Source organism: Paenibacillus sp. JCM 10914, assembly GCF_001315105.1.
Classification (GTDB): Bacteria; Bacillota; Bacilli; order Paenibacillales; family Paenibacillaceae; genus Paenibacillus_AQ.
The window spans coordinates 53,991-79,827 of sequence record NZ_BAZR01000025.1 but is presented as its reverse complement, the minus strand read 5'-3'; the positions used below and the strand labels follow the sequence as shown (position 1 = coordinate 79,827).

Below are 25,837 nucleotides of genomic sequence, written 5' to 3'. Positions count from 1 at the left end.
TTCTAGCACCTATATACGATAAATGCAATGTACATTATAGTTTTACAATATATAAAATTCATTGTACACTTGGACTATTACATCTCTTCAGTAAAGGAAGGGGAATATGAACGAAGCAAAGCTGGAAACCAACCGCTATCCGGCATCCCGGATCGTTGAGATCGCCAAAGCCTTATCCAGTGATGTCCGGGTGCGCATTCTCGAAGCGCTCGGCGACAAACCGATGAGTGTCGGCCAATTGGCGAGGCACTCGGTATTGCACAGCCTACGGTCTCCATTAATGTCCAAATGTTGGAGCAAGCTGACCTGATCGTCTCGTCGCAAGGAGCCAATCGGGAGAAGATTTGCGCCGTCACTTGCCGATCGATTTTACTGGAGCTGCCCGCCAAGCCGGGTGAAGGGCTGCAGCGCACGGAAGAGATCCACATGCCGATCGGCATGTTCTCCCATTGTTCCATTGAGCCGACCTGCGGCATGGCAGCACGTGACGGTTCCTTGATCGGATCGCCTGACGATCCGCGGGCCTTCTATATGCCGGAACGAACGGAAGCGGCATTGCTCTGGTTCTCCGGCTTCGGGTATATCGAGTATTATTTTGCTAATCCTATGCCGCCTGGTGCAGCCCTGGATGAACTGTGCATCCGCGCGGAGCTATGCTCCGAAGCGCCCTCCTTCCAGCAGGACTGGCCTTCCGATATAACGGTGAGCATCAACGACTCTCTGATCGGTACCTGGAGAAGTCCGGGTGATTTTGGTGATCGCAAGGGCAAGCTCACTCCGGATAAATGGAGAAGTGGCAGTGAATACGGCAAGCTGACCGAATGGCGCGTAACCAAGCAAGGCAGCCAAGTAGACGGTCACGAGTCAAGCACTACAACCATTGAGGCGCTGGAGCTCGCCTTTAACCGCCCGATCCGCGTTCGCTTTGAGGTCAAGCAAGATGCCGAATATCCGAACGGATTGAATTTGTTTGGTTCCGGCTTTGGAGATCATCCGCAGGATATTGTCCTGTCTTTTGTGCGGTATACCGACAAATAAACTGTTACCATCCACAAAAAAAGCTATACCGTCCCTACTTAGGGTGAGCGGTATAGCTTTTTTGAAGATTACTTTTTCTTCAGTTTACTCGTCTTACTCATTAGATATAACAAGTACGGTGCACCCAGCAGCGCAGTAACGATCCCCGAAGGCAGCTCCTTCGGAATCATGATTACCCTGCCGATCCAATCCGCCCCGGCCAACAAAATACCGCCGAGCAGTGCAGCTATGACCATCGATTGTCGATGGCGGGCGCCAACCAGCATCCGCGCGGCATGCGGTGCAAGCAGCCCAATGAAGCCGACCGAGCCAACATTGGCCGCGGCAATGGAAGCCAGCAACACAGCAATGATGGCTACATACATGCGAGTGTTTCGCACATGAAGTCCGAGCCCGGTAGAGCTTTCTTCACTGAAAGTCAGTAGATCCACCTTTCGGCCAAGCCATGCACCAATGGCAGCAAGATGAGGATCGCCGGAACGATGCGCTGTACCTCTGTCCAGCCTCGATTATAAGTGCTTCCCGCCATCCAGGATAACGCAGGTGCCACATCCACCTTCGCATGGATGATCATCAAGTTAATGATCGCAGAGCCCAGGGCAGCAACAGCAATACCGACGAGTGTAAGAATTGTCGGATTCAGTCCTCTTTTCCAAGATACTGCATACACCAGAGCGGCCGCAGACATTCCTCCAAGGACTGCACCTACCGGCACCCAGCCGGCAGACAGCCCCGGAAAGCCCACCATTAGAAGCAGAGCTCCTGCCCCCGCGCCACTTGTTACCCCGATCACCTGAGGATCTCCAAGTGGATTACGTACCGCATTCTGCAGTAGACTGCCACTCACGGCAAGCGCCATACCGGAAAGTCCCGCGGTCAACAGCCGCGGCAAGCGGAATTCCAGCAGAATCTGGCGATACATTGCATCGCCGCCTCCTGTAAGTACCGCCACGACTTCCGTAAAAGGAATGCGTAGACTACCGCTCACCAAGCTAAATACCCATACCAATACCAGTAGCACGCTGAACAACACCACCAAGACCGGATATGGTATTCGGCGCTGGCTTGCGCCTGCCATCATGGAACCGCCTGAAGCTCCGCGTCCTCCGATCAACGAGCGGGATACTCGCATCGCCAGCCAGATCAGACATGGGGCACCAATCATGGCGGTGATCGCACCGACGGGAAGCTCACCGTAAGCATTCACGAACATTCGGGCTAACGTATCAGCTCCGACCAATAGTGCCGAGCCCCACAATGCAGCCAGTGGGATTAATCCTGCATGCCGGATGACGCCGGACAAGCGAACCAAATGGGGAGCCACCAACCCAATGAATCCGATCGGACCGACTACACTTACAGTCACACAGGCTAGCAAGATCGCCGCACCCATGGCAAGCAAACGAGTGGTGCCGACTTTCTGGCCAAGCGAGCGTGCCGATTCTTCATTAAGCGTGAGAACGTCCCACTGTCGAACTGCCAGACAAAGCACAATCAACCCGCCTACGATCCATGGCCATGAGAAAGCTACGCCACTCCAGTCATTCTGGATCAATGAGCCAGAGCCCCACAGGAAGATCCCTTGCGTGGTCTGCTGATTCAACAACACTAGAGCACTCGTGACAGATGATAATACGAGCGTGATAATCATCCCCGACAAGGCGATTCGCAGAGGTGAGGCTTGTGACCTGCCCGCCAGCGCATACACGGCCACTGCTGCGAGCGTTCCTCCCACCACAGCCAGAGGAAGGGCATATTGATGAAGCAGTCCTGGCCAGAAGATCATTCCGGCTACGACAGCCAAATATGCACCGGCATTCACGCCGAGCGTCGTCTCCGACGCAAGCGGGTTACGTGTTACGGTCTGCATAAGTACGCCAGACACCGCCAAAGCTGCTCCCGCTAACAAGCCCATTACCGTTCGTGGAAGACGCACGCTGCGAATCAGATGATGGTCTGCAATATCTTGTGGGGACACTAAGGCTTGCACGACCGTCTTAACAGAGATGTCAGCCAGTCCCTGGGTTAAGCTAATAAAGCTTAGAACGAGTAGAGCCACTACACCGCCGACCAGCATCCATAACGGCTTCCAGCCCCTTCCCGAAGGTACGGGTGGGGCTGGATGAATGCTCATCGGCTCAGAACCTTGTGCCAGTTTCTTGCCTAGACTCATTGTGTCAGCAGATCAGCGGTCTTCTGAGCCATGACTTGGGCAGACAACGGGCCGCCGTAAGGCACATGTCACCACCAAGTGCATACACACGATTTTCTTTTACAAAATTCAAGCCTTTCCAAACCGGATTGTCCTTCAATTGGTTCTCAATGATGTTATCGTTATCCTGAATCATGTGCAGGAAATTCGCATCCTGAAGAGCGGGCAGTGCCTCCACATCCCCCGTCGTAAATCCATATACCTCGAATTGACTAGGCTTGTGGGCGTTCGTCAGCCCGATGTGTCCCAAGATTTGAACAGCCAGGGAATTGTCCGTTGAGATCCGGAACGTTGCGGCATTCTGATTGCTGTAACCCATGGCAAGTGCAAATGGTTTGTCTGTTAGGCCGGCAGCTTCAAGCTTCGCCTTGGCGTCAGCATATGTTTGATCGAGATCGCTAAGGACTTTTTCAGCTTCAGCTTGCTTACCCAGCACGTCGGCAATCGTGTTGAACGTATTGACCATCTCTTCGTATTGATCTCCTTCTCCCTCAGCAGGATATGGATCGAACACCAAGGTTGGTGCGATATTCTTGAAAGACTCATAGTTGGCCTCGATATTCGATTTCAGACCGATAATGAGATCCGGCTTCAAGGATGCAACAAGCTCCAGGTTAGGCTCTTGGCGCAAACCGACATCGGTAACGTCTGCCCCGATCTCTACCGGAATGTTCACCCAGTCGTTCATCCCGGCGATGTCTGCCATACCGACAGGTTGAATGCCCAGCGCGAGCACATCTTCCGCATAGAGCCACTCCAGCGCTACAACACGCTCCGGAACCCCTGTAATTTCCGTTTCGCCCATTGCATGCTTGATGGTTCGTTTCTCTGGCGCAGCTTCTGTATTACCCCCGCCCTGTGAAGTCCCTTGCTCATTATTCGTGGTTGTCCCGCTTCCTTCGTTGGAAGTTCCTCCACCGCAACCAGCTAAAACTAAAGCAAAAATAAATGTGATAATAATAAGACCCTTCGTATTACGCACCGAATTTCTCCCCCTACGCCTTTATGTATATTTAATAATCAATAATTGTTGAGAACAATTATCATTACCAACTCACAGGATAATGATAATCATTCTCAATGAACTTGTCAATAGACTTTTATATCCTGTAATAAAATAGACACTGTATTGGCATGGGTGGACAATCACTTCAAATTGATTTGATGCTCCACCCTCTTAAATCAGCAGGAAAACACGACTCTCGAATCACAGATCACGATTCATCAAATTCAGGAATGCCTCAGGCTCTTCGAAACATGCGATATGCCCGGAAGAATGAAACCGAATGACCTCTTTATGGGGTGCGGACAGCAGGTCTGCATAATCAAAAATAAGGTCATGGCAGATCCGATCATGCTCTCCGGCCACGAAATACACTGGCACCTTGACCTCCTTGATTTCTTTAAATAAGTTATGCTCTACAAATTCAGCCCACAGATGCGTATTGCTAAAAGCAAAACCTCGGGGAAATCGAACTCGTTCCTTCCAGGATAGCTCGGGCGTAAATAGGTTGCTAATCACGTTTAGCTGAGTCGGACTTTTACGGTATGTCACCCCGCCAAGCTTGGTTAGCCACCGGCGCTGTATGACGAAATCATCCATCGTCTTATAGAGACCGTCCACGGGAGACCCTATTTCTTTCAATTGATGAACGGCCTTGGCTACGTCTCGAGACCCCGCTTCCCCCAAGACCCATTCATAAGACCGTCTTTCCTCTTCCGCCCGATGGGTCGGCTGATTTACGCCAACATAAGCGTGTACCAGCTCCGGATATGTATAAATAAATCGCAGGCCGAATAAGGCGCCGAATGACTGTCCCATAACGAATAATTTTCGCTGGCCGAACCGATGCAGCAATTGCACTGCAAGCTCGCGTGCCTCCTCCAACAAATGCCCCATTGTCATCGTTTCCGGCGGAATGTTGGGAGTATAATTTTTACCGGCTCCCCGATAATCCCAATTCACCACTACGTAGGACTCCTCGAGCTCGGGCAAATATTTGCGCTGTGCTCCAAGCTGCGATGCTCCGGGTCCGCCATGGAAGAACAACAGCAGCGGACGGGTTCGGTCATGACCTCGAATCACGACCCACTGCTGTACACCGCCCATGTTAAACCTCTCCATGGTGGCGATGCTCTCCGATGTCCTCCGCAATCCCTTGACTCGGATCGGCGGCGCGTACCCCTTTCGCAAACGAAATCTTAGCATGATTAGGGCTACCTCCTTCGCATGATTTTAACGTTAAAGGCATGACTGAATCTGATGGTGGTTTATCGTCATTGTACATCGATAGTTCCCCCATCCTCCGCTTCCGGACCGATCTTCCCCTAAGACTTTGAGTTCCTATAAACAACGACTCCATAAGGTCGCTCGACCACTCGGTTAATTAAAAAAAAGGTGCAAATCCGGTGATCAGATCTGCACCTATATAAAATTGTTATTGCTCTGGAGCTTCCGCTCAGACCATCATTCGTCAGTTATCGGCAGGAATAATACGGAAGTAATCGAAGTCCGCGATCAGGCTGTTGCCGGCGCAGACGATCAGGCCTACCTTCGGATTGGTCAGTTGTGCGGTCTGCGCCGTCCATACCTGCGCATATGTCAGACCGTCTTCGGAATAGAAGCCGCTGTAAGTATCGCCTTGCTTCACGATTCGCATATAGGAGGTTGTGGACGCTATGGTATCCGGCACCTCAACATGACTGCGCACCGCATCTACCTGCTTCGTGAACTGAAACTGGTTGCCCGCGCCGTACAGCCTGGTCATGCGAAAATAGGTACGGTCATCCTCATACACGATTAATCCGCCTTGCGACCACTGCCCCGCAGGCTTCCCGTCCATCTTCGTTTCGATCGTCCAATCCCCTTCCGGTGCGCCCGTTAACAGAATATTACGAGCAGTCGCGCCGCCGTCCACGATGTCGCCAGATTCGCTGACAATACGCATATAGCCCGGACGCTGCGTCAGAGACCAGTTAAGACTATTTTCCCTTACCCAGTTCCACTGATTATTTAGCGTATCGCTCTGGAACTCATCATTCTCTCCAACTGTGTAGACCGGCTCTTGTGGCCCGCCAGGGGCCGCGCTGAATTGAATCAGCTCCAGATCATCAAAGTAGACATCGCCGCTGCCGCCTCCCTTATAGAGGAAGATCGTAGCGCTGTTCGCGCCGCTTCCAGTCGTAAACGTCAGCTCCCTCCGTACATAATTCGTTCCGCTCACGTAGACAGACTGCTCATTACCGCCGTGATTCTTTACCCCGAATACGGCTGACCCTCCGTCTATGCCCTTCCCATAAGCATACAACTTGTAAATCGTATTCGGATGAAGGCCGGTAACCGTCTGCTCGACACCAGCATAGGCACCTGTCAACTTGGCTGCGTAATTACCGCTGCGCGAGTGGTTAGCTTCAACCGATGCACCATTATAATGCAAGCTCCATCCGGTGAAATCGCCGCTCTCAAAACCGGGATTAGCCAGCAGATTGATCTGCGTCGGCGCCTCGGGCAGTGGCGGCAAATTATTCGGGTCAAGCCCCGGCCCCTCATAAGCGCCAATATTGGGCGCAGCCGTCGCAGAAACCGGATTGCCGAAGTAATCCTGACCGCCGTTATCCATGATCACTTTCCCTGCCCCGATCGCTGGCGAGGTGGACAGCAACTGGTAGCCAATCAGTGAATCGATGCCAAGTCCCCCTGAGCCGGGTGAAGCCAGCTGTGGATCGGCGGTCATTTTGTTCGGATCGTTTGGCTCGCTCGCTGGATGGTTTCCGTAGAACAGGTTGTTCTCGAATACATTGTTGGTGCTAGCGCCAAATGAATAGCCGCCTGAACCGAGATTAACGATCAGATTGTTATAGAAATAGGTGTTGGATGCATAACCGCCCCAATTCAGGTAGTCAACGACCTTCGTATTGGAGGTGCTAGGCAGGTACACGGTATTATTGTAAATGTAAGTGGAGTCAGGGTTGCCACTGAAATTGAATACGGCCCCGCCGTCGTTCTGGCTGATGTTGTAGCGAATGACGGTATTCGTATTATAATTGGCCGGATTCGTGCCATCGCTGACCGCCAGCGACATACCGCCTGCATTGTTATGGCTGTAGTTATACTGAATGATCGTGCCGTCGCTGTTAAAATCCGCGTCATATGCCATCGCATCTCCGCCCGGCGCGGTATTGTACACCTCATTGTATTGAATGATAGCATCCTTGGAACCCCATACCCATAGCGGCACATGGTATCCGGAAGCTCGAACATGCGTGTCGTAAACGACATTATGCTCGATTAACCCATCCGTTGTATTCAAGATAAACGCGCCGTCCGCTGCAATGTCATACATGACATTGTTTTGCACCTTCAGGCCGGACGAATAGGTGCGCTGGGCGCCATTCAGGTAGATACCGACGCTGTCCAGCGAGTAGATCTTGCAATTGCGCACGACGACATCGCGCACGTGATAATCCCAGTCCTCACCCCAGACGATGATGCCGCCGTTATGGGCATAATCATTGGATACGTCGCCGCGTACATTGTGGATGTCCAGGTCCTCGAACACGAAATGCTCATAGACGGTTGGATTCGCAAAGCCCCCGCTTGTACCGTCCACATGAATGCCGCGGCGCTGTCCGGGCGTGGAAGCCGTGTTAGTAATTTCTAAATTGCGGACCTCCCACTGTTCCTGATTGTAAAAATGGATCGTCGCTGGCACCCCGCCGCCGGCGATCAGCGGCTTGTAGCCTTCTCCGTAGCGATCAATCGTGATTGGCTGACCCGGCGCGCCCGATCCCTGCGGTTTCAAAGCTCCGTGCCACACCCCGCCAGCCTTGAAGCGGATGGCATCTCCGGGCTGGAAGACCACCGTATTCACCTTATCGAGGGTCTTCCAAGCCACACCAGGGGATGTGCCCGCATTGGTATCGTTGCCGTTGTCCGCGTCGACATAATAGGCCGTCCCTGCGGCTTCCGCACGCGGCAGCGTCGTAAACGGCAGCGGCAGTACGGCCGTCATGACGAGCACGAAGCCGAGAAATAAGGCGGCTGCGCCTCGCAGTGTCGTTTTCTTCATCTCATATTTTCCTCCTCACATAATGTCTTGCAACCGTGTGTTATTGTCCGGGTAGGATGTCGCCTCTTCCCAGCAGTATCCGCTCCAGCACTTCACTATCCACCGTTACCTCTGCTTTCCGTACGAGTGCCTCCACGTAAGCGTCATAAGAAGCAGCTTTATCCCATTGGTCCGTCTTGGCGGGCACAGCTTCTTGTGGATCGGGCTCTTTGTTGATGACCACCAGTGTATACTGTCCCAACATCGGTTCGTCGAGCACCTCGCTCAGATCACCTTTAGTCCGCTGACCCGTCACGTACGCATACAGCTGCGGACGCGATTTGAACCATTCTCGTGCTGTGGTTGCATCCAGCTTGCGCCGCTGCACTACGCCATCCATCTCACCAAGGCTCTCGGTTAAATCGTCAATCTCCAATAGCTCTTTGTCTGCACGGTCTGCCTGGTCCCACAATCCAGATGTTTCGTTGATGATGGGCTCCATCTCCAGCCGAAAGCGCTCCATGGCTTCTAGAGCAGCTTGCTTGCGTTCCTTCGCCTCAAGCCCATTCGTTTGCGGGTTTTCGTCCCGATATGTGAGCGTTAGTTCATAAAATTCCACCTCCGGCTCCGTTCCGGCCGCAGGTGCGTTCGGAATCCAAGTAGAACGAGAGTAGGAAGCGCTTTCGTAATTGTCCATCTCGGATACCGGCATGATGTCGATCAACTGTAGCCGCAACTTGCTAAGGTAGTAGGGTGTGAAGCCCTCCTTATCGAAACGAACCGGGCCGTACACAGGCTGACCGGACTTGAGTGCCGTAGCCCGGCGTATATTCTCCATCTGCAACTCGCGCTCGATACCAGTGATGGACGGCTCCTCCAGCAGCCCCTGCTCATGCGCCAACTGCAGCTGTACTTTGATGCGTACAGCTTCGTCCAAGGCTGTCTGGCGCAACGTGTCAAGCTGTGTTGTTCTCTTCGACTCTGATGGGGTCTGCGAGGAGCCATGGTCCGTACGCACTTCGCTTGCAAACTGGACGATCCGTGTTCCACGCTGCGTGTGCAGCGCATAGCTGAACTCGCTCTCCGTCAATGGGAGGCCATTCACAGTGCCCACTACCGCGTCCGCCTCACGGGCGGGGTCCAGCAGGAACAAGCCGCTGCCCAGCGCCAGCAAGAGTGCGGAAACGACGGCGGTCGGTCTCCAATAAGTACGCAATATTCCCACCTTTCCACTTCCTTGTCACATGCCTCTCTCCGTACATCCGCAAGTCCTTCATCTCGGTCGGACCAGCGGATGCGGAAAGGGCTGCCGTTATTTTACTTCTTGTACCATTCATTGACTTCCTTGGTCACTTGATCGCCGCCGATCTTCTTCCATTCCTCAACGAAGCTATCAAATTCGGAGATCGGCTTTTTCCCGTAGATCATGCTTGTAAAAGTCTCGCCTTCCAGCTTGGCAAGAATGCCGCCCTTGGACTGCATGGTCGTTGTATTCGCACCGTTGAAATAAGTCGGTACGTACACATTGTTCCCCCAGCCTTCACTGACGATCTGGCCAGCACGTAACTGATCAGGATTGATGCGGGACATGCGGATTTCTTCGGCTGTTTCCGGCTTTTCGCCAGAGGAGATCTTATCCATGAGCGTCATGAGAGCAAACGGATCCTTCGGTTCATAGATAAAATATTTAAACACTCCAACCTTGCCACCCGGAATATCGCTGTCATCCACCGAAATGCTGCCGTCCTCAAGGACCGTGTAATCGTAATCCTCGGCAAATCCGTTCTCAAACTCGCTTCCCGCATCCCTTTCGCCGAACACACGGTTCAGATACAGGAATAGCGCATCGACATGGTCAAAATCCTTCTTCACCAGTAGCCCGCCTCGCAGGAAATTCGTGTCGCGTGCCGCAGCCTTTCCATCGAGCGAAGGAATCGGGAACGGCTTCATCGTCGCGCCTGGCACATTGCTCTGCAGATCCGGAATCGGCCAGGCGGCCGTCCAATAAGGCGCAACAACGATTCCGATGCGGCCTTGTCCGATCAACTCGGCTAGTTTGTTCTCGTCGTGCAGACCCGCTTCCTTGGAGATAAAGCCCTGGTCGTACCAGCTCTTAATGCGCTCGAGGCCTGCTTTCATCTCCGGCTTGGTCGAACCGTGAACGAGTGTCCCATCTTCTTCGTTGATCAGCCATTGGCTCGGAATCGTCCCGTTTGGCCCGAACACCCAAGTACTCTCGCCGAGCCATCCCGTGAACGGATTCGGACTGGAGCCCCCTCCGGCACCCAAGCTCAATCCGAGCGGTATCAGCTTGCTCGCCCCGTCTGCCGGTCTCTCGAGCATCGCCTGCAGAAGCGCTTCCAATTCCTCAAAATCCGAAGGTGCTTCCATGCCAAGCTCGTCTAGAATATCCTGGCGGATCCACATGACCGCATTATCGTTCCCGGCATTGGCGAGGTTCGGAAGTGCCATTTTTTTGCCGTCGAAGGTCACCTGGCTCCACATGAGCGGATCAGAATTATACACTTTTTTGTACCGGTCAGATGCATATCGCTCGAAATCCTCCGTGATATCGCGGTAGTACCCCGATTCGATCAGCTCGTTAAGCAGCGTCATGTCCTCGGTCATGAAGGTGTCGGGGAGTTCCTCGCGCGAGGTCAGCATCAGTCGTATCTTCGTTGCGAATTGATCCCCGGGCACCTGCCACAGGTATTCGAGTTTAACTCCGAGCTCATCGAGCGCCCATTGGGTATGGACGTTATTTTCGACCGTTTCCCTGTTTTTAAAGCTCATCGTATTGTCCGTCGCCTTAACGGTCGTAATCGTTACTGGCGGATCGAACTTGTAGCTGCCTTCGCGGATCGCCGTCGCCGTGGCATCGTCTGGCTTCTCCGTGTTTGCTGCCTTTTCATCTGGCACCCGCTCAGACTCGCCGCTCTGCCCGCTGTCTTGCTGTGAGCATGCGCCCAGCAAACCGATCAACAACGCGACCACCAGCAGCATGAGCGGGAGTTTGTAAGTTCTGTTCATTCATGTTCCCCCCTGTTTGGTAAGTGTTTGGAAGCACTCTCATCGTATTACAGCCCCCGAGACCTGCGATAGTGTTAAAGTCTTAAGATCGGATAGCAAAATGTTAAGATCATCGCTCATAGAATCGGTCCCGGTATTCCTGCGGCGTTGCTTTGTAATAGGCCTTGAACAGCTTACTGAAATAGGGCGGATTCACAAAGCCTAGCATCCCTGCCAACTCATAGATGCGGGTATTCGTGCTCTTGAGCAGCATCGCCGCTTTCTCCATCCGGTAGCGCATAATATAATCGCTAATATTCTCCTGCGCCTCCTGCTTGTACAGCGAAGACAAATAGACGGGATGAAGGTCCACATGATCCGCGATCGATTGCAGTGACACATCGCCGCTGATATTGGATTCGATGAACCGGTGAATCTTGGCAAGCAGTTCGCGCCGCGGATCGGGTGCCTCGCTGGTCCCGGCCTTCTCTACGCCGGCCAAGACGTCCGCACACCATTGCCGCATCAGCTCGGAGCGTCGAAAAACAGGGCTGCTCTCAGGTACCTCCGACTGCCACCCGACCAGTTCCGGTAAGGTCTTGCCCTTCAGATGTGCAATGTAGGCGAGGGCATTGCGAAGTGTGTGGTAAAGCTCACGCATAGATTCCTCGGTCTCCGCATTCCGGCTTGCCATCTCGGTCAAAATCTCATCAACCTTAGTGCGCGCGTCCTGCCAACGGCCGCCCTCCAACAGCTGCTGCAGCGATGGCGGCGTATACATCGCATGCAGCGGCTGCACAAGCGGAAGGAACTGGCCGCTTACCAGCACGAAACTTTGCTCGCTGCGCGGTATTTTACGCATCTCATTGACCAGTTCCCGGTACCGGGCAGGTAGCTCACCGGGAAAGTTAACACAAGGCTGAACAAGCGCGGAAATGCGGCCGTTCAAGAGCGCCGCTACCTGCTGCTGCAGTTCCCTCAGCACCTGGTTCAGCAGAATAGCGTCTACAGGGGCGGGAGGACTGTCGTCAGCAGGCAACAACCTCGCCTCGGCGCCGCCAGTTCGAGCCGCTGCGTGCACGCGCGACTGTAGCAGCAGGCACACATAACCGCGCTTGATGTCACCAGGCCATACCATGTAGCCGCGTTCCAACAGCTCGCAAGCGATATTGCGCACCGCATAGGCGAACAACACTTCATCCTGGGCATAGTCGCTGCGGAACATCTGCTCCAACCGCAACATGACCAGCGCACACTCCGCGTCCTGAACGAAAGACAGCTCATACTCATCCAGCCGTTCTTGCAGGCCACTCAGTTGATGCAGCTCCCCTTGCAGTAGCTCGGCGAGAAGCCTGGCGCGCAGCTTGGGTAGATGACTGCGCAGCACTTGCACCGCGCGATTCGTGCTTCCGGCTTGCTTACGCTCCTCGCCAATGCGAGCGGAGGTACGCCCGACTTCGGCTAGCAGATGCTCGTCCTGGATTGGCTTAAGCAGATAACTGACGATTCCATGTTCAATCGCTTCGCGAGCATAGGAGAATTCTCCGTAACCGGACAACAGGATGCATTTAATGTGTGGATAGTGCGCGCGGATATGCTTGCTCAGCTCCAGCCCGCTCATGCCCGGCATGCGAATGTCGGTAACAACGATGTCGACCGGATGCGCCTTCAGCACTTCGGCTGCTTCCTGCCCTGAAGCCGCCTGCCGCACCGCTCCTATGCCAATCGACGCCCAATCATTGTCTACCATGCTCTGCAACAGCATCGGCTCATCATCTACTAACAACAGTGTAATCATCTAGGATCGTTCCCTTCTCCCTGCGAATTGTAATGTAGCTTGACTTTCCCCCGTGGCCGCGGCAGCCATCGTGCCTCGTTTCACGCATCAGATTCAGTCGCCTGCCAGCGCAGTGTAACTGCCAGCCCGGACAATCGCCGGGACGGTGCTAGGCTTATCCCGGAACCTGGGCCGAAGGAATGTTTCAGCCGTTGATGCACATTCCATAGCCCGCATCCGGTACACTCCTCCATTGGTTGCTCCAACCGCTGCATATAGCACTCGATCTCTGTCTCGCTCATACCTTGCCCGCTGTCCTCAACAACGATCGTATGCCAGCAACCATCGCTGGTGCCGGTCACTTCCACCCGGCCGCTGCCGGGCTGCGGCTCGATGCCGTGCTCGATTGCATTCTCCACGACAGGCTGTAAGATCAGCCGCAGCATCGGTACGCTCTGCATCGGCTCCGGCAGCTTGATATCATAGTCAAGCCGTTCCAGCCGCAGCTTATAGATCGCCAGATAGTGCAGAACCAGTTCCACTTCCTCACGCAGCCGCGGCATTTGATTCTCGACCCGCGTCGTGTAGCGATAATAGTCGCCCAAGTGGAATGCCATCTTGCGCACGGTGTCCGTATGGCCGGCCTTAGCGCAGGCTGCGATGAAGGAGAGGCAGTTATACAAGAAATGAGGATGGATTTGCGATTGAAGCTGCTTCAGGGTGGCGAGCTTCGAACGGTTCTGCTCCTCATACACGTTCAGAATCAGATGCTCGATCTTCGTACCCATGTCATTGAAGCGGCGCACCATGTAGTCAAACTCATTATGAAAGCGCTTCCTAATGCGGTATGTATAGTCGCCGATCTCGAATTGCTTCAGTCCACGCACAATTGCCGAGATCGGCTTCTGCACGTTCAGATAGAGCAGGTAGGAGGCAGCCAGGCCCAGTGCGACGACCGCAAGCAGGCCGAGATAGAACAGGTTACGGCTCTCGATAACCGGGGCATGAATGACATTCAGTGGCACGTAATCAATCAGGTAGGCATCCAGCGCAGGTACGTAAAGATGACTAAGATAGGCCTGCTGGCCCTCAACATGAAGACTGCGATGGCCTGCTTCACCGAGCGGCGACTGCAGCAGCTCCTGGCCCAGCTCCCTTACCAGTTCCTCCTGGCCCTCGCTACCGATAGCTATGCCTGCGCTGGTCAGCAGAAAGGTTTGGCCACCGCTCTCTTGGCGGAAATCACGCAGCATTCGGCGGATGTTGTCCAGACTGAAGCGAATCTCGTAGACAGCATTGACGCCTACGGAATCGTTTTTGGACAGGAACGGGTCCCACATCCGCATCTGGTAATAGCCTTCCCGCCCATCCTCCCCAGGCGAATATATTCTCCACACGCCATTGTCTGCGGTGTCCAGCTCCAGTGAGTTGTACGTGTCCGTCGGCAGCGTTGAGATACGCCTTCCGATTTGGGGGAGATAAATTGACAATTCGTTGGTCCAGTTGCTGGAGAGACTCTGCAGGCCCAGCTTCTCCTTCAGCTGCGTCTGATAAGTGCGCGTTCCGTAATAGTCATCGGTCAGAATGCTTAACTGCAAATTCAGCACGGAGGAATCCCCAGTCAACACGCCGGTAGACAGCGACAAACGATCAATATTGGAGACAATCTGGCTGCGCAGAAAGCCGAGCCTGCTTTCATTGCTTGCGGTAATCTGCGCATCGATCGTCTCGATGCTTGTCCGGCTGAAGTAGGTATACAACAGCGCTGCCGGTACGACCACAATCATTAAAACCCCGATCATACGGATCAATATTGGACGATGTCGACTCATCGGTTACAGCCCCCTTAACAAAATGACAGTAATCTTAAAATATGTAGGCTATACGCCCTTGCAGCGGCAATTTTACAATGAGAGCACAGTCATAATCAACCAGGAGGAACGGATCCATGAAAGAAATTACCGTGCAAGACGCAACCACCGGCAGGCAGCCAACCAAACGCCGGCGGAGATTTCCTTTTTACCAAACATGGAGACTGCACTTGATGCTGCTGCCCGCGGTCATCATCGCACTGATCTTCAAATACGCTCCGATGCCGGGCATTATAATGGCTTTCCAGGACTTCAAGCCATGGCTCGGGATATCCGATTCGGCCTGGGTCGGGTGGGAGAACTATAAACTCATCTTCACCTTGAGTGATTCCAAGCAGGTCATCGCCAACACGCTCATCATCTCCACGCTGAAGATCATCTTTGGCCTCGTCGTTCCGGTCTTCTTCGCACTGTTACTGAACGAGCTTCGCTCCATGGCGCTGAAGCGTTCGGTGCAGACACTGGTCTATCTGCCACATTTCATGTCCTGGGTCATCCTTGGCGGCATTCTGCTCGATCTACTCTCGCTGGAGGGAATGGTGAACCAATTGCTAGGATGGGTGGGTCTTCCCCAGGTGATGTTCCTCGGTGATGGCACATGGTTTCGGGTGACGATCATCGTCAGTGATCTGTGGAAGGAGTTCGGCTTTTCGGCCATCGTCTTCCTCGCCGCGCTGTCCGGCATCAATCCAGCACTATACGAAGCGGCGGAGATCGACGGGGCCGGGCGGATGAAACAGACGCTCTACATTACGCTGCCTTCCTTGCTGCCGATTATTATCGTCGTATTTACGCTATCACTTGGCAGTATGCTCAATGCCAATTTCGATCAAATTTACAACCTAATCAATCCGCTCGTACTCAGCCAGGGTGACATTATCGATACCTACGTATATCGCGCTTTTCAGGAAGGACAGTATTCGCTGGCAACCGCTGTCGGCGTATTCAAATCCCTGGTGGGCTTTATCCTAATTGGCGGCGGCTATTATATCGCCTACCGCTGGGCCAACTACCGTATTTTCTGATGCCAGCACACATTCAAGGAGGACCTCATGTATCATAAAAATCCTAGCTACAAAATATTTTACGGCTTCAACGTTGCTTTCCTGATCCTGATCTCGATCCTGTGCGTGCTGCCGCTCGTCCACATCTTCGCCGTCTCGCTGAGCGGCAAGGCGGCAGCCGATGCGAATTTGGTAGCGTTCTGGCCAATCAACTTTACGCTCGACAGCTATGCGGAGACATTCAATAATCTCAATTTCCTATCTTCGCTTAACACCTCCGTGCTTCGCAGCATCGTCGGCACGTTGCTGGGCATGATCGTAACCGTGCTAGCCTCTTTCTCACTGTCGCGTTCCACGGTGGAGTTCCGCGGTCGGACATTCTATGTGTGGTTTTTTCTGATTATCATGGTATTTGATGCCGGTCTTGTGCCGACGTATATTATGATCCAGAACCTTAATCTGATCAATTCCTTCTGGGTATTCATCTTGCCGAATCTGGTCAATGTGTGGAACATGATACTATTAATGAACTTCTTCCGCGCGCTGCCCAAAGACCTCGACGAAGCTGCGATCATGGACGGTGCAACTTCGTTCAAGATTCTGACGCGCATCTATCTGCCAATCTCGTTGCCGGCGATCGCCACGCTGTCGCTGTTCACGCTGGTGTTCCATTGGAACAGTTGGTTCGACGGTATGCTATTTATGATTGACAACAGTAAGTGGCCGATGGCTACGCTGCTTCAGACGATCGTCGTCGTGCAGGATTTCAGCAAGACCGGCATTAATCCCGAGGATCTAGAGCTGCTGTCCAACCGCAGCGTTAAGTCAGCGCAGATCTTCATTGCGATGCTGCCAATCCTTGCCGTGTACCCGTTCCTGCAGCGCTTCTTCGTGAAGGGCATCGTCCTGGGAGCCGTTAAGGAATAACAGCCATAATCATCACGGAATAGCTGAAATTATGCAGCTCAAGTAATATAACAGCCCGGTACTATGCAAGCTGCATGGAGCCGGGCTGCTGGATATGGCGCTAAGCTGGGCGAGCCATACAACTCATATGGATCTCTGCGTGCGCAGACGTTCGTTGATTTCTTCGCCGAGCCATGCCCCCTTGTGCACAAGCTGTCGCTGCAGCGTTTCGACGTCGAGGCTGCGTGTACTGCTGCGCTTTTGCTTCGTCAGCAACGCCGCCGCCGTGCCCGCGGCTTCACCCATCGCGAAGCAATTGGGCATCACACGCGTCGAGCCTTGTGTCGCCCGGTCAGTGGAAATGGCACGACCGGCCACGATCACATTGTCAAGACCGACTGGAAGCAGTGCCCGGTAAGGGATACCGTGCGATTGACCCGGCGGCAGGTGCACCATCGTCATACCGCTGGTGGGTTTGGCCATATGAATATCGATGAAGTAAGCATTGCGCGCAATATCATCAGGGAAGCTGCGGCAGCCTAGAAAATCATCGGCCGTGATCACATAGTCGCCCACAATGCGGCGCGTCTCTCGGATGCCGATTTGCTCGCCTGTCGTGCCAAGATAGGCATTGGCAAAGCCCGGCACGGAGCGACGCAACCATTGCACGATATGATGCACCAGCACCCGGCCTTCCGTAGCACCGCGGCTCAGGTCATCCGCATTGGAGCCGTCAATGCCGAACACATGACCAAAATTGAAGCCGGCCGTATGTTCATTAAGCCAGGAAATGCCGGCCCATTCCCGCGCTACCTTCAGTTCGCCCGCGGCGATGCCCTCACGAATCGAGTGCCTCAGGTCGCTTCCAGTCTGATCGGCGTGAGCTAGAAAGGTCGAGCGGCTTAAATTATGCAGCACGAAGCACATCGTTCCCGGCTGGAGTTCGCCTTCGTCGCCGCCCTTGACCAATGGCCCTCCGGCATGCCATACGATATCGGCATCACTGGTGGCATCGACGTAGATAGCGGCCTTCACGGCTTGTGTTCCTGACTTGTTGTGGATGATCGCCGCCTCCACATGCCCTTGTTCATGCAACACGTTGCCCAGAAAGGTATGATACAGCACATTCACCCCAGCCTTGGCCATTTTCTCGTCGAGCAACCGTTTCAGCACTTCCGCATCGATTGGCACCCAGTCATACCGACCTTGCCAATCGCGTTGGAATTCATCAGCCATGCTGCGCTTCATATCCTCCAAAATCTCGAGGCCGATGCCGCGAATGATGGGTTTCATCTGGTCCGTATACGGGCAAAATGCAGGTACCTGCGACACAGTCGCCATACCTCCAAGGTAGCCACGCTGCTCGACGAGCAGCACGGACGCACCGCAGCGCGCAGCAGCGAGCGCTGCCCCGATGCCTGCCGGGCCTCCTCCTGCCACCAGCACATCAATGGAAGCATAGAGCGGGATATCCTGAGCCGGCTGTCTAACCATTGGCTTTGCATCGAGAGCTTCATTCTTCATTTTCATGATTCTTGACCTCCAAATTAATGTTCTCTTTCGCCACATTATAACTGGAGTACGGGGTGCAGATTAGTTTCGTTTTGGTTTCGTTTTTCGCTATTGAAAGGAGAGATTCCGATGCCCAATTACAAGGACGTTACGCTTCAGACTCTTGCTGAGCGGTTGGGGCTCAGCGCGCATACCGTATCGAAGGCACTGCGCGGACTGCCCGGCATGTCCGAGCGGACGCGAGCGGAGGTCATCGAGCTTGCTACCCGGCTCGGATACCGGAGTAAGGAGCAGGAGCGGGCACTGCGCGTGGAGCGCATATCGATCTACAGCACTAAATCGCGGCGGTTTGCTTATATTATGCCGAGACGCAGCCTTGGCACGATCCACCGCCAGCTGCTGGACGGCATCCAAACCCAGCTTACGCAATTTGGACATACGCTGGAGACGTTAACGGAGCCCACGCTGCAGGAAGCGGCAGCATTCAGGCCTAAGCATGAAGAGGGCTGGGCTTGGCGGTCGGGGCTTCATTACATGGATGGCGTGTTCATTCCACCGCTGATCGCACCGGTTGTAGAAGAGCAGCTTATTTCTCTGCCCGTGCCAGCCATACTACTCAATTATCCGCCGCCTGCGGCAGCAGTCGACAGCGTCGTTTGGGACGTGGCGACAGCGGTGCATCAATCGGTCCGCTGCCTGCTGGCGCACGGCCATCGCCGCATTCTGTATATTGGCGATAATAAGCATCATCGCGGTTTTCGTATCCGCTGGCACGCGTTCTGCGAGGCGATGCACGCAGCAGGCGTTGCGGCTCTTTCAGCGTCATATGCACCGCAAGACTCTTCGACAGGCGAAGCGTATGTTCATAAGTTAGCCGATGCTATCATGCGTGAAGCTCCGACGGCGCTGGTCGTCGGCCTGGAGCATGATTTAGACCCCGTCTATTACGCCTGCCGCTTGTTAGGGCGGACGATCCCGAAGGATTACGCGCTAATCGGTTTAGAACATTCTCCTAACCGACTGTTCCGGGATATTACCCATCCAGAATTGTTAGTGAAGGAGACCGGCGCGCGCGGCGTCGACCGCATGTTATGGCGCATCTCTAATCCAACGCTACCCTATGAGCATATTCAGGTTCAGGGCAGATGGCATGAGGGGTATACCGTAAGACCAATAAGCGGGGATCAGAATGCGATTCCGTCCCTCCTCAGAGGGATTTCCGCAAATTCCACATAAGACGCAAAAAAGCCCGGCTCCCATAAGATAGGAGCCGGGCTTTTATCACGCTTAGTTTTGCTTCAAGTTGTAGAACGACTTCAAGCCGTTGTATTGAGCCAATTCGCCCAATTGGTCTTCGATGCGAAGCAATTGGTTGTATTTTGCCACACGGTCGGTACGGGAAGGAGCACCTGTCTTGATCTGACCCGCGTTCGTAGCCACCGCGATATCAGCGATCGTGCTGTCTTCGGACTCACCGGAACGGTGGGAGATAACAGCTGTGTATCCTGCGCGTTTTGCCATTTCGATCGCATCGAACGTTTCAGTCAATGTACCGATTTGGTTAACTTTGATCAGGATGGAGTTACCAATGCCTTCGTTGATACCTTTCTCCAAACGCTCGGTGTTGGTAACGAACAGGTCGTCACCCACGAGTTGAATTTTGTTACCCAGTTTCTCGGTGAGCAACTTCCAACCTTCCCAATCGTCCTCGGAGCAACCGTCTTCGATCGTAACGATTGGATATTTGTCTACCCAAGAAGCGAGCAGATCAACGAATTCTGCAGGCGTGAAGGATTTGCCTTCGCCTTCCAGAACATATTTGCCATCCTTGAAGAACTCCGTGGAAGCGACGTCCATACCGAGCAATACGTCTTCGCCTGGCTTGTAGCCCGCTTTCTCGATCGCTTCGATGATGGAAGACAAAGCATCTTCGTTAGAAGTAAAGTTAGGAGCGAAACCACCCTCGTCACCAACCGCAGTGTTCAGGCCTTTGCCTTTCAGAACGGATTTCAGGTTGTGGAAGATTTCAGCGCCCATGCGCAGTGCTTCTTTGAAGCTAGGTGCGCCAACAGGCAATACCATGAACTCTTGAACGTCAACGTTGTTGTCCGCGTGAGCGCCACCGTTCACGATGTTCATCATCGGTACTGGAAGTTGCTTGGCGTTGAATCCTCCCAGGTAAACATATAGTGGAAGATCCAGTGCATCAGCAGCAGCACGAGCCACAGCCATGGATACAGCCAGAATTGCGTTTGCACCCAGTTTGCCTTTGTTCGGAGTACCGTCCAAAGCGATCATCAATTTATCGATACCGAGTTGGTCCAGAGCGTCCATGCCAATCACTTCAGGAGCGATGAGCTCATTCACGTTCTCAACAGCCTTCAGAACGCCTTTGCCCAGGTAACGGGATTTGTCTTCGTCGCGCAGCTCAACAGCCTCGTGAATACCAGTGGAAGCACCGGATGGAACGATGGCGCGACCGATCGCACCGGATTCCAGGTATACTTCAACCTCTACGGTTGGGTTGCCGCGGGAGTCAAGGACTTCGCGTGCATATACGTCAGAAATAATAGTCATGTGTATAGTCTCCTTTTAATGTTAAGTTTGGGATTGATCTAATACGGTTTTAATTACGTGCTGCAATCATGGAAGTACCGGTCATTTCCGCCGGCTTCGGCAGACCCATCAGATCAAGGATCGTCGGTGCGATGTCAGCCAGAATGCCGCCTTCGCGAAGCGATACGTTCTCATCGGTTACGATGAACGGAACCGGGTTCGTGGTATGTGCCGTGAACGGACGACCGTTCTCATCAAATACCATATCCGCATTGCCATGATCAGCGGTGATCAGAACGACGCCGCCTTTAGCCAAGATTGCTTCCACCACTTTTCCAACACATTCGTCTGTGGTTTCAACTGCTTTGACCGTTGGCTCCAACATACCGGAATGGCCCACCATATCCGGGTTTGCGAAGTTCAGGATAATCGCATCATGCTTATCTGCTTCAATCTCGCGCACACAAGCATCGGCCACTTCATAGGCACTCATCTCCGGCTGGAGGTCATATGTCGCCACCTTCGGCGAGTTAATCAACACGCGTGTCTCGCCTGGAAGCTCAACATCGCGTCCGCCACTGAAGAAGAATGTGACATGCGGGTATTTCTCCGTCTCCGCGATTCGCAACTGCTTCTTGTTGTGCTGTACCAGCACCTCGCCCAGCGTGTTGTCAAGGTCCTTCGGCTTATAAGCAACGAAGCCCTCCACCGTTTCGCTGAACAACGTCAAGCAGACGAAATGCAGGCTCTGCGGAAATTTCGGCCCACGTTCAAAGCCGCGAAAATCTTTATTCGTGAACACCTGAGACAATTGAATCGCTCGGTCAGGGCGATAATTCAGGAAAATAACCGAATCCCCGCTCTCCACCAAGCCCGCCGGTTCTCCGGTGCCGTCTACGATAACGGTTGGCTCCACGAATTCATCAAATACCGATTTCTCGTAGGATTCCGTAATAGCTTTCAGCGGATCGGTGTAACGAGGACCTTCCCCGTATACCATCGCGCGATAGGCCTTCTCCACACGATCCCAGCGCTTGTCGCGGTCCATCGCGTAATAGCGACCTGACAGCGTAGCAATTCGGCCAACGCCTACTTCTTCGATCTTCGCAACGAGATCCTTCACGAACTGCTTGCCGCTGTCCGGAGCCACGTCACGTCCATCCATGAAGCCATGAATATAAACGTCATGGAAATCTTCCTTCTTAGCCAGATCCAGCATAGCAAACATATGCTCAATGTGACTATGTACGCCGCCATCGGATACAAGCCCGTACAAATGCAATTTCTTGCCGTTATTCTTCGCTGCGCGAACCGCTTCAACGAGCGTCTCGTTCTCGAAGAACTCACCTTCGCGAATCGACTTCGTGATACGAGTCAAGTCCTGATAGACGATCCGGCCTGCTCCGATGTTCAAATGACCAACTTCGGAATTGCCCATCTGACCTTCCGGCAAACCCACGGCCTCTCCGCATGCAGTGAGGGTCGTGTTCGGATATTGCTTCAAATACCGGTCGTAGTTAGGCTTGTTCGCTTGTGCGACCGCATTGCCTACCTCGGTGTTGCGCAGTCCGAAACCGTCCATAATGATCAATGCAACAGGTTTTGGAGCGGACATCTACTTCGCCCCCTGGGTAAGCGCGATGTACGAAGCCGGCTGAAGACTTGCTCCACCAACGAGCGCGCCGTCGATATCGCTTTGTCCCATATATTCGGTTACATTCTCCGGCTTCACACTGCCGCCATACTGAATGCGCACTTGTGCTGCAACACTTTCGCCGTACAGACCTTTTACGAGTTCACGAATATAAGCAATAACTTCGTTAGCATCCTCTGCTGTCGAAGATTTACCTGTACCGATGGCCCAGATTGGCTCGTAAGCAACTACCACATGAATCGCCTGATCGGCCGGAATACCCGCAAACGCAGCTTCAGTCTGCACTTTGCATACGTCTTTGGTTTGTCCTGCCTCACGCTCTTCCAGCTTCTCACCCACGCATACGATCGGCAGTAAGCATGGCGGAACGCTGCATGGACTTTCTTATTCACAATCTCGTCGGTCTCGGCAAAATATTGACGACGTTCGGAATGTCCAATAATGACATAGTCCACGCCCAGATCCTTCAGCATCAAACCGCTGATTTCACCTGTAAACGCACCGTTATCTTCGAAATGAAGATTCTGTGCGCCAATTTTGATGCCTGTTCCCTTAGCGGCTTCAACCAAAGCAGGAAGGTTTGTAAACGGTGCACAAATCACACTCTCTACGCCTTCTACTTCTGCTTTGCCTTTTACATCCTCGATAAATGCTGTTGCTTCCGGAACGGTTTTGAACATTTTCCAGTTACCGGCTACGATAGGTGTTCTCAAGTTATTCACTCCTTTAAATCCCTCCATTAAGAGGTCCTAGCTTCATCCACTCGCTATCCATTGTATACAATTCTCTATTTATCGTTCAATGCCACAACACCAGGAAGCGCCTTGCCTTCCATAAACTCAAGAGATGCGCCGCCGCCTGTGGAGATATGATTCATCTTGTCAGCGAGACCGAACTTCTCTGCAGCTGCTGCGGAGTCGCCGCCACCGATAATCGTGTAAGCATCCGTATCCGCACATGCCTGTGCCACTTCACGAGTACCGCCCGAGAACGGAGCGATTTCGAATACGCCCATTGGACCGTTCCATACGACCAATTTGGAATTCTTAATCACTTCGGCATACTTCGCACGAGTCTTCGGACCAATGTCCACGCCTTCCCAATCTGCAGGAATGCCGTCGATGCCAACGATCTTCGTATTCGCGTCCGCACTGAATTCGTCAGTCACAACGATGTCCTCAGGCAGATAGAAGTTCTTGCCCAACGCTTTCGCCTTCTCAATGAAACCAAGAGCCGTATCGAGCTTGTCTTTATCCAATAGAGATTGACCGATCTCATGGCCTTGGGCTTTGAAGAACGTATAAGTCAAGCCGCCGCCGATGATGATATTGTCCGCGATCGTGAGCAAATGATTGATCACGTCGATTTTGTCTTTAACCTTGGAACCGCCGACAATAGCTGTAAACGGACGATCCGGATTCGAGAGCGCCTTGCCGAGAACGGAAAGTTCCTTCTCCATCAAGAGACCCGATACTGCCGGAAGGTGATGCGCAATGCCTTCAGTTGAAGCGTGAGCACGGTGAGCAGCACCAAACGCATCATTCACGAACAAGTCCGCCAGTTCAGCGAATTGTTTCGCCAGCTCTGCATCATTTTTTTCCTCGCCCGGATAAAAACGAACGTTTTCCAGCACCAGTACGTCACCGTTCTGCAGCTTCTCCACTTGCGCTTTCACAGTCTCGCCTACCGCTTCGTCAGCCTTCGCTACCGGCTTACCGAGTAACTCGGACAGACGCTCGCTCGCCGGTGTAAGACGCAGGGATTCAACGACTTCTCCTTTAGGGCGGCCCATATGGCTAGCCAGGATGACCTTCGCTCCTTGCTCGATCAAGTAGTTAATCGTCGGCAAAGTTTCGCGAATACGTGTGTCGTCTGTAATCTTACCATCTTCGAGCGGTACATTAAAATCGACGCGAACAAACACCCGTTTGCCGCTTACTTCTACATCACGTACACTTTTCTTGTTCATCTCCACGTTCCTCCTAAGAAAATGTTTCTCCTCACCGGGCAGCTAATCGCTGTTCTCTCTTCTCTTGATCGTTCACCAAATACAGGCTTGTTCGTTATTCTTCCCATTGCTCTAACTTGAAAAAAGCAGGAAAAACCATGAACCAAAAAGGAGAACCGTAGCCGGAACTCCTTTTCGATTGAATGGCTGGATCAATTACAGACCTTTGCTTGCGATGTAAGCAGCGAGGTCAACGACACGGTTGGAGTAACCCCACTCGTTGTCATACCAGGAAACGACTTTCACCATGTTGTCGCCAACTACCATAGTGGAGAGCGCATCAATAGTGGAAGAAGCCGGGTCGCCATTGTAGTCGCTGGATACGAGCGGCTCGTCGGAGTAGTTCAAGATGCCTTTCAGCGGGCCTTCAGCTGCAGCCTTCAGCGCGTTGTTCACTTCATCCAAAGTTACGTTTTGGGACAACTCAACCACCAGGTCCGTTACGGAAACGTTCTTCGTAGGCACACGCATGGACATGCCGTTCAGCTTGCCTTGCAGGTGTGGCAATACGAGGCCAACCGCTTTAGCAGCACCTGTAGTGGATGGAATGATGTTCTCGGCAGCTGCACGAGCACGACGCAGATCTTTGTGTGGAAGATCAAGTACTTGTTGGTCGTTCGTGTAAGAGTGAATAGTATTCATCATACCTTTCACGATGCCGAAGTTCTCGTCAAGCACCTTGCGAATGGCGCCAAGCAGTTCGTTGTACAAGAAGCGTTCGAGATGATGGTGTGGTTAGCAGCGTCGTATTTATCTTCGTTAACGCCCATAACAATTGTGATGTCTTCGTTGGTTGCAGGAGCGGAGATGATAACTTTCTTCGCGCCGCCTTTCAAGTGAGCGGAAGCTTTATCTTTCGCCGTGAAAATACCTGTGGATTCAACTACGATTTCAACGCCATACTCAGCCCAAGGCAATGCTTCCGGGTTACGCTCAGCGAATACTTTCACTTCGCGGCCGTTAACAACAAGTGCGCCTTCTTTAGCTTCGACTTTAGCGTCGAGTCTGCCGTGAGTCGTGTCATATTTCAAAAGGTGTGCCAGCGTGCTAACGTCCGTCAAATCGTTGATTGCCACGATTTCAACTTCGCTGTTGTTCAGCGCAGCGCGGAACACGTTACGTCCAATACGTCCAAAACCGTTAATACCTACTTTAACCATGAGTAGTTCCCTCCATATTGATAAAATTTATATATTCAAGACTGGCCCGAAAGCCAATCAAGACAACGAAAATCAATAGATG

At 53.0% G+C, this 25,837-nt stretch carries 15 protein-coding genes and 4 pseudogenes; 5 read left to right on the top strand and 14 right to left on the bottom strand.

Features of this window, described 5'->3' with window-relative positions:
- Positions 1-106 precede the first annotated feature (106 nt).
- Together JCM10914_RS30810 and JCM10914_RS21630 are read left to right on the top strand one after the other, a co-directional pair.
- Positions 107-310 carry a helix-turn-helix domain-containing protein gene (locus JCM10914_RS30810; protein ID WP_023964658.1) on the top strand — a complete coding sequence of 68 codons (204 nt, stop codon included), beginning with the start codon at positions 107-109 and terminating at the stop codon, positions 308-310.
- Positions 289-1,038 (top strand): transcriptional regulator, ArsR family, encoded by a 750-nt coding sequence (locus JCM10914_RS21630; protein WP_023964656.1) that lies wholly within the window; start codon positions 289-291, stop codon positions 1,036-1,038. The genes JCM10914_RS30810 and JCM10914_RS21630 overlap by 22 nt, the downstream gene beginning before the upstream one ends.
- 68 nt (positions 1,039-1,106) lie before the next feature.
- On the opposite strand, the pseudogene fhuB reads toward JCM10914_RS21630, so the two are convergent.
- The 8 genes and pseudogenes from fhuB to JCM10914_RS21590 all read right to left on the bottom strand — a co-directional run bounded on the left by fhuB (position 1,107) and on the right by JCM10914_RS21590 (position 14,916).
- Positions 1,107-3,115 (bottom strand): annotated as a pseudogene (gene fhuB / locus JCM10914_RS21625) (Fe(3+)-hydroxamate ABC transporter permease FhuB).
- A 92-nt stretch (positions 3,116-3,207) separates the two neighbouring features.
- Positions 3,208-4,232 (bottom strand): annotated as a pseudogene (locus tag JCM10914_RS21620) (ABC transporter substrate-binding protein).
- A 225-nt stretch (positions 4,233-4,457) separates the two neighbouring features.
- Positions 4,458-5,459 carry an alpha/beta fold hydrolase gene (locus tag JCM10914_RS21615; protein WP_081739867.1) on the bottom strand — a complete coding sequence of 334 codons (1,002 nt, stop codon included), beginning with the start codon at positions 5,457-5,459 and terminating at the stop codon, positions 4,458-4,460.
- A gap of 265 nt (positions 5,460-5,724) precedes the next feature.
- On the bottom strand, positions 5,725-8,319 hold the full coding sequence (locus JCM10914_RS21610; RefSeq protein WP_023964646.1) for a right-handed parallel beta-helix repeat-containing protein: 2,595 nt from the start codon (positions 8,317-8,319) through the stop codon (positions 5,725-5,727).
- Between the two features lie 40 nt (positions 8,320-8,359).
- Positions 8,360-9,523 carry a hypothetical protein gene (locus tag JCM10914_RS21605; RefSeq protein ID WP_023964645.1) on the bottom strand — a complete coding sequence of 388 codons (1,164 nt, stop codon included), beginning with the start codon at positions 9,521-9,523 and terminating at the stop codon, positions 8,360-8,362.
- Positions 9,524-9,615: 92 nt separating this feature from the next.
- Positions 9,616-11,328, bottom strand: a complete 1,713-nt coding sequence (locus JCM10914_RS21600) for an extracellular solute-binding protein (protein WP_023964643.1) — start codon at positions 11,326-11,328, stop codon at positions 9,616-9,618.
- A 109-nt stretch (positions 11,329-11,437) separates the two neighbouring features.
- The gene (locus tag JCM10914_RS21595) at positions 11,438-13,105 is read right to left on the bottom strand and encodes a response regulator (RefSeq protein WP_023964642.1); all 1,668 of its coding nucleotides are present in this window, start codon (positions 13,103-13,105) and stop codon (positions 11,438-11,440) included.
- 80 nt (positions 13,106-13,185) lie between these two features.
- On the bottom strand, positions 13,186-14,916 hold the full coding sequence (locus JCM10914_RS21590; RefSeq protein ID WP_023964640.1) for a sensor histidine kinase: 1,731 nt from the start codon (positions 14,914-14,916) through the stop codon (positions 13,186-13,188).
- A 116-nt stretch (positions 14,917-15,032) separates the two neighbouring features.
- On the opposite strand from JCM10914_RS21590, the gene JCM10914_RS21585 reads away from it, so the two are divergent.
- Both JCM10914_RS21585 and JCM10914_RS21580 read left to right on the top strand, forming a co-directional pair.
- Positions 15,033-15,980 carry a sugar ABC transporter permease gene (locus tag JCM10914_RS21585; protein WP_023964637.1) on the top strand — a complete coding sequence of 316 codons (948 nt, stop codon included), beginning with the start codon at positions 15,033-15,035 and terminating at the stop codon, positions 15,978-15,980.
- Positions 15,981-16,007: 27 nt separating this feature from the next.
- On the top strand, positions 16,008-16,886 hold the full coding sequence (locus JCM10914_RS21580) for a carbohydrate ABC transporter permease (RefSeq protein ID WP_023964635.1): 879 nt from the start codon (positions 16,008-16,010) through the stop codon (positions 16,884-16,886).
- A 123-nt stretch (positions 16,887-17,009) separates the two neighbouring features.
- On the opposite strand, the gene JCM10914_RS21575 is transcribed toward JCM10914_RS21580, so the two are convergent.
- On the bottom strand, positions 17,010-18,395 hold the full coding sequence (locus JCM10914_RS21575; RefSeq protein WP_023964634.1) for an FAD-dependent oxidoreductase: 1,386 nt from the start codon (positions 18,393-18,395) through the stop codon (positions 17,010-17,012).
- A gap of 111 nt (positions 18,396-18,506) precedes the next feature.
- Between JCM10914_RS21575 and JCM10914_RS21570 the strand changes: the two genes are divergently transcribed.
- Entirely contained in the window at positions 18,507-19,613 is a 1,107-nt protein-coding gene (locus tag JCM10914_RS21570; RefSeq protein ID WP_023964632.1) for a LacI family DNA-binding transcriptional regulator, read from the top strand.
- A gap of 51 nt (positions 19,614-19,664) precedes the next feature.
- Here the strand turns inward: JCM10914_RS21570 and eno are convergent, their stop codons facing one another.
- From eno to gap, 5 genes and pseudogenes are all read right to left on the bottom strand, one after another.
- A complete protein-coding gene (gene eno / locus JCM10914_RS21565; RefSeq protein WP_023964630.1) occupies positions 19,665-20,954 on the bottom strand; it encodes a phosphopyruvate hydratase in 1,290 nt (429 codons plus the stop codon).
- 49 nt (positions 20,955-21,003) lie between these two features.
- A complete protein-coding gene (gene gpmI / locus JCM10914_RS21560) occupies positions 21,004-22,548 on the bottom strand; it encodes a 2,3-bisphosphoglycerate-independent phosphoglycerate mutase (protein ID WP_023964629.1) in 1,545 nt (514 codons plus the stop codon).
- Positions 22,549-23,300 (bottom strand): annotated as a pseudogene (gene tpiA, locus JCM10914_RS21555) (triose-phosphate isomerase).
- Between the two features lie 74 nt (positions 23,301-23,374).
- Positions 23,375-24,556: a phosphoglycerate kinase gene (gene pgk / locus JCM10914_RS21550; protein WP_023964624.1), complete on the bottom strand. Its 1,182-nt coding sequence runs from the start codon at positions 24,554-24,556 to the stop codon at positions 23,375-23,377.
- Positions 24,557-24,751: 195 nt separating this feature from the next.
- Positions 24,752-25,755, bottom strand: a pseudogene (gene gap, locus JCM10914_RS21545) (type I glyceraldehyde-3-phosphate dehydrogenase).
- Positions 25,756-25,837: the final 82 nt, after the last annotated feature.

What these genes read in the sequence shown, in the direction of transcription:
- JCM10914_RS30810 (WP_023964658.1), top strand. Translation starts at nt 107, where the DNA reads ATGAACGAAGCAAAGCTGGAAACCAACCGCTATCCGGCATCCCGGATC.
- JCM10914_RS21630 (WP_023964656.1), top strand. Translation starts at nt 289, where the DNA reads ATGTTGGAGCAAGCTGACCTGATCGTCTCGTCGCAAGGAGCCAATCGG.
- JCM10914_RS21615 (WP_081739867.1), bottom strand. Translation starts at nt 5,459, where the DNA reads ATGCTAAGATTTCGTTTGCGAAAGGGGTACGCGCCGCCGATCCGAGTC.
- JCM10914_RS21610 (WP_023964646.1), bottom strand. Translation starts at nt 8,319, where the DNA reads ATGAAGAAAACGACACTGCGAGGCGCAGCCGCCTTATTTCTCGGCTTC.
- JCM10914_RS21600 (WP_023964643.1), bottom strand. Translation starts at nt 11,328, where the DNA reads ATGAACAGAACTTACAAACTCCCGCTCATGCTGCTGGTGGTCGCGTTG.
- JCM10914_RS21595 (WP_023964642.1), bottom strand. Translation starts at nt 13,105, where the DNA reads ATGATTACACTGTTGTTAGTAGATGATGAGCCGATGCTGTTGCAGAGC.
- JCM10914_RS21590 (WP_023964640.1), bottom strand. Translation starts at nt 14,916, where the DNA reads ATGAGTCGACATCGTCCAATATTGATCCGTATGATCGGGGTTTTAATG.
- JCM10914_RS21585 (WP_023964637.1), top strand. Translation starts at nt 15,033, where the DNA reads ATGAAAGAAATTACCGTGCAAGACGCAACCACCGGCAGGCAGCCAACC.
- JCM10914_RS21580 (WP_023964635.1), top strand. Translation starts at nt 16,008, where the DNA reads ATGTATCATAAAAATCCTAGCTACAAAATATTTTACGGCTTCAACGTT.
- JCM10914_RS21575 (WP_023964634.1), bottom strand. Translation starts at nt 18,395, where the DNA reads ATGAAAATGAAGAATGAAGCTCTCGATGCAAAGCCAATGGTTAGACAG.
- JCM10914_RS21570 (WP_023964632.1), top strand. Translation starts at nt 18,507, where the DNA reads ATGCCCAATTACAAGGACGTTACGCTTCAGACTCTTGCTGAGCGGTTG.
- eno (WP_023964630.1), bottom strand. Translation starts at nt 20,954, where the DNA reads ATGACTATTATTTCTGACGTATATGCACGCGAAGTCCTTGACTCCCGC.
- gpmI (WP_023964629.1), bottom strand. Translation starts at nt 22,548, where the DNA reads ATGTCCGCTCCAAAACCTGTTGCATTGATCATTATGGACGGTTTCGGA.
- pgk (WP_023964624.1), bottom strand. Translation starts at nt 24,556, where the DNA reads ATGAACAAGAAAAGTGTACGTGATGTAGAAGTAAGCGGCAAACGGGTG.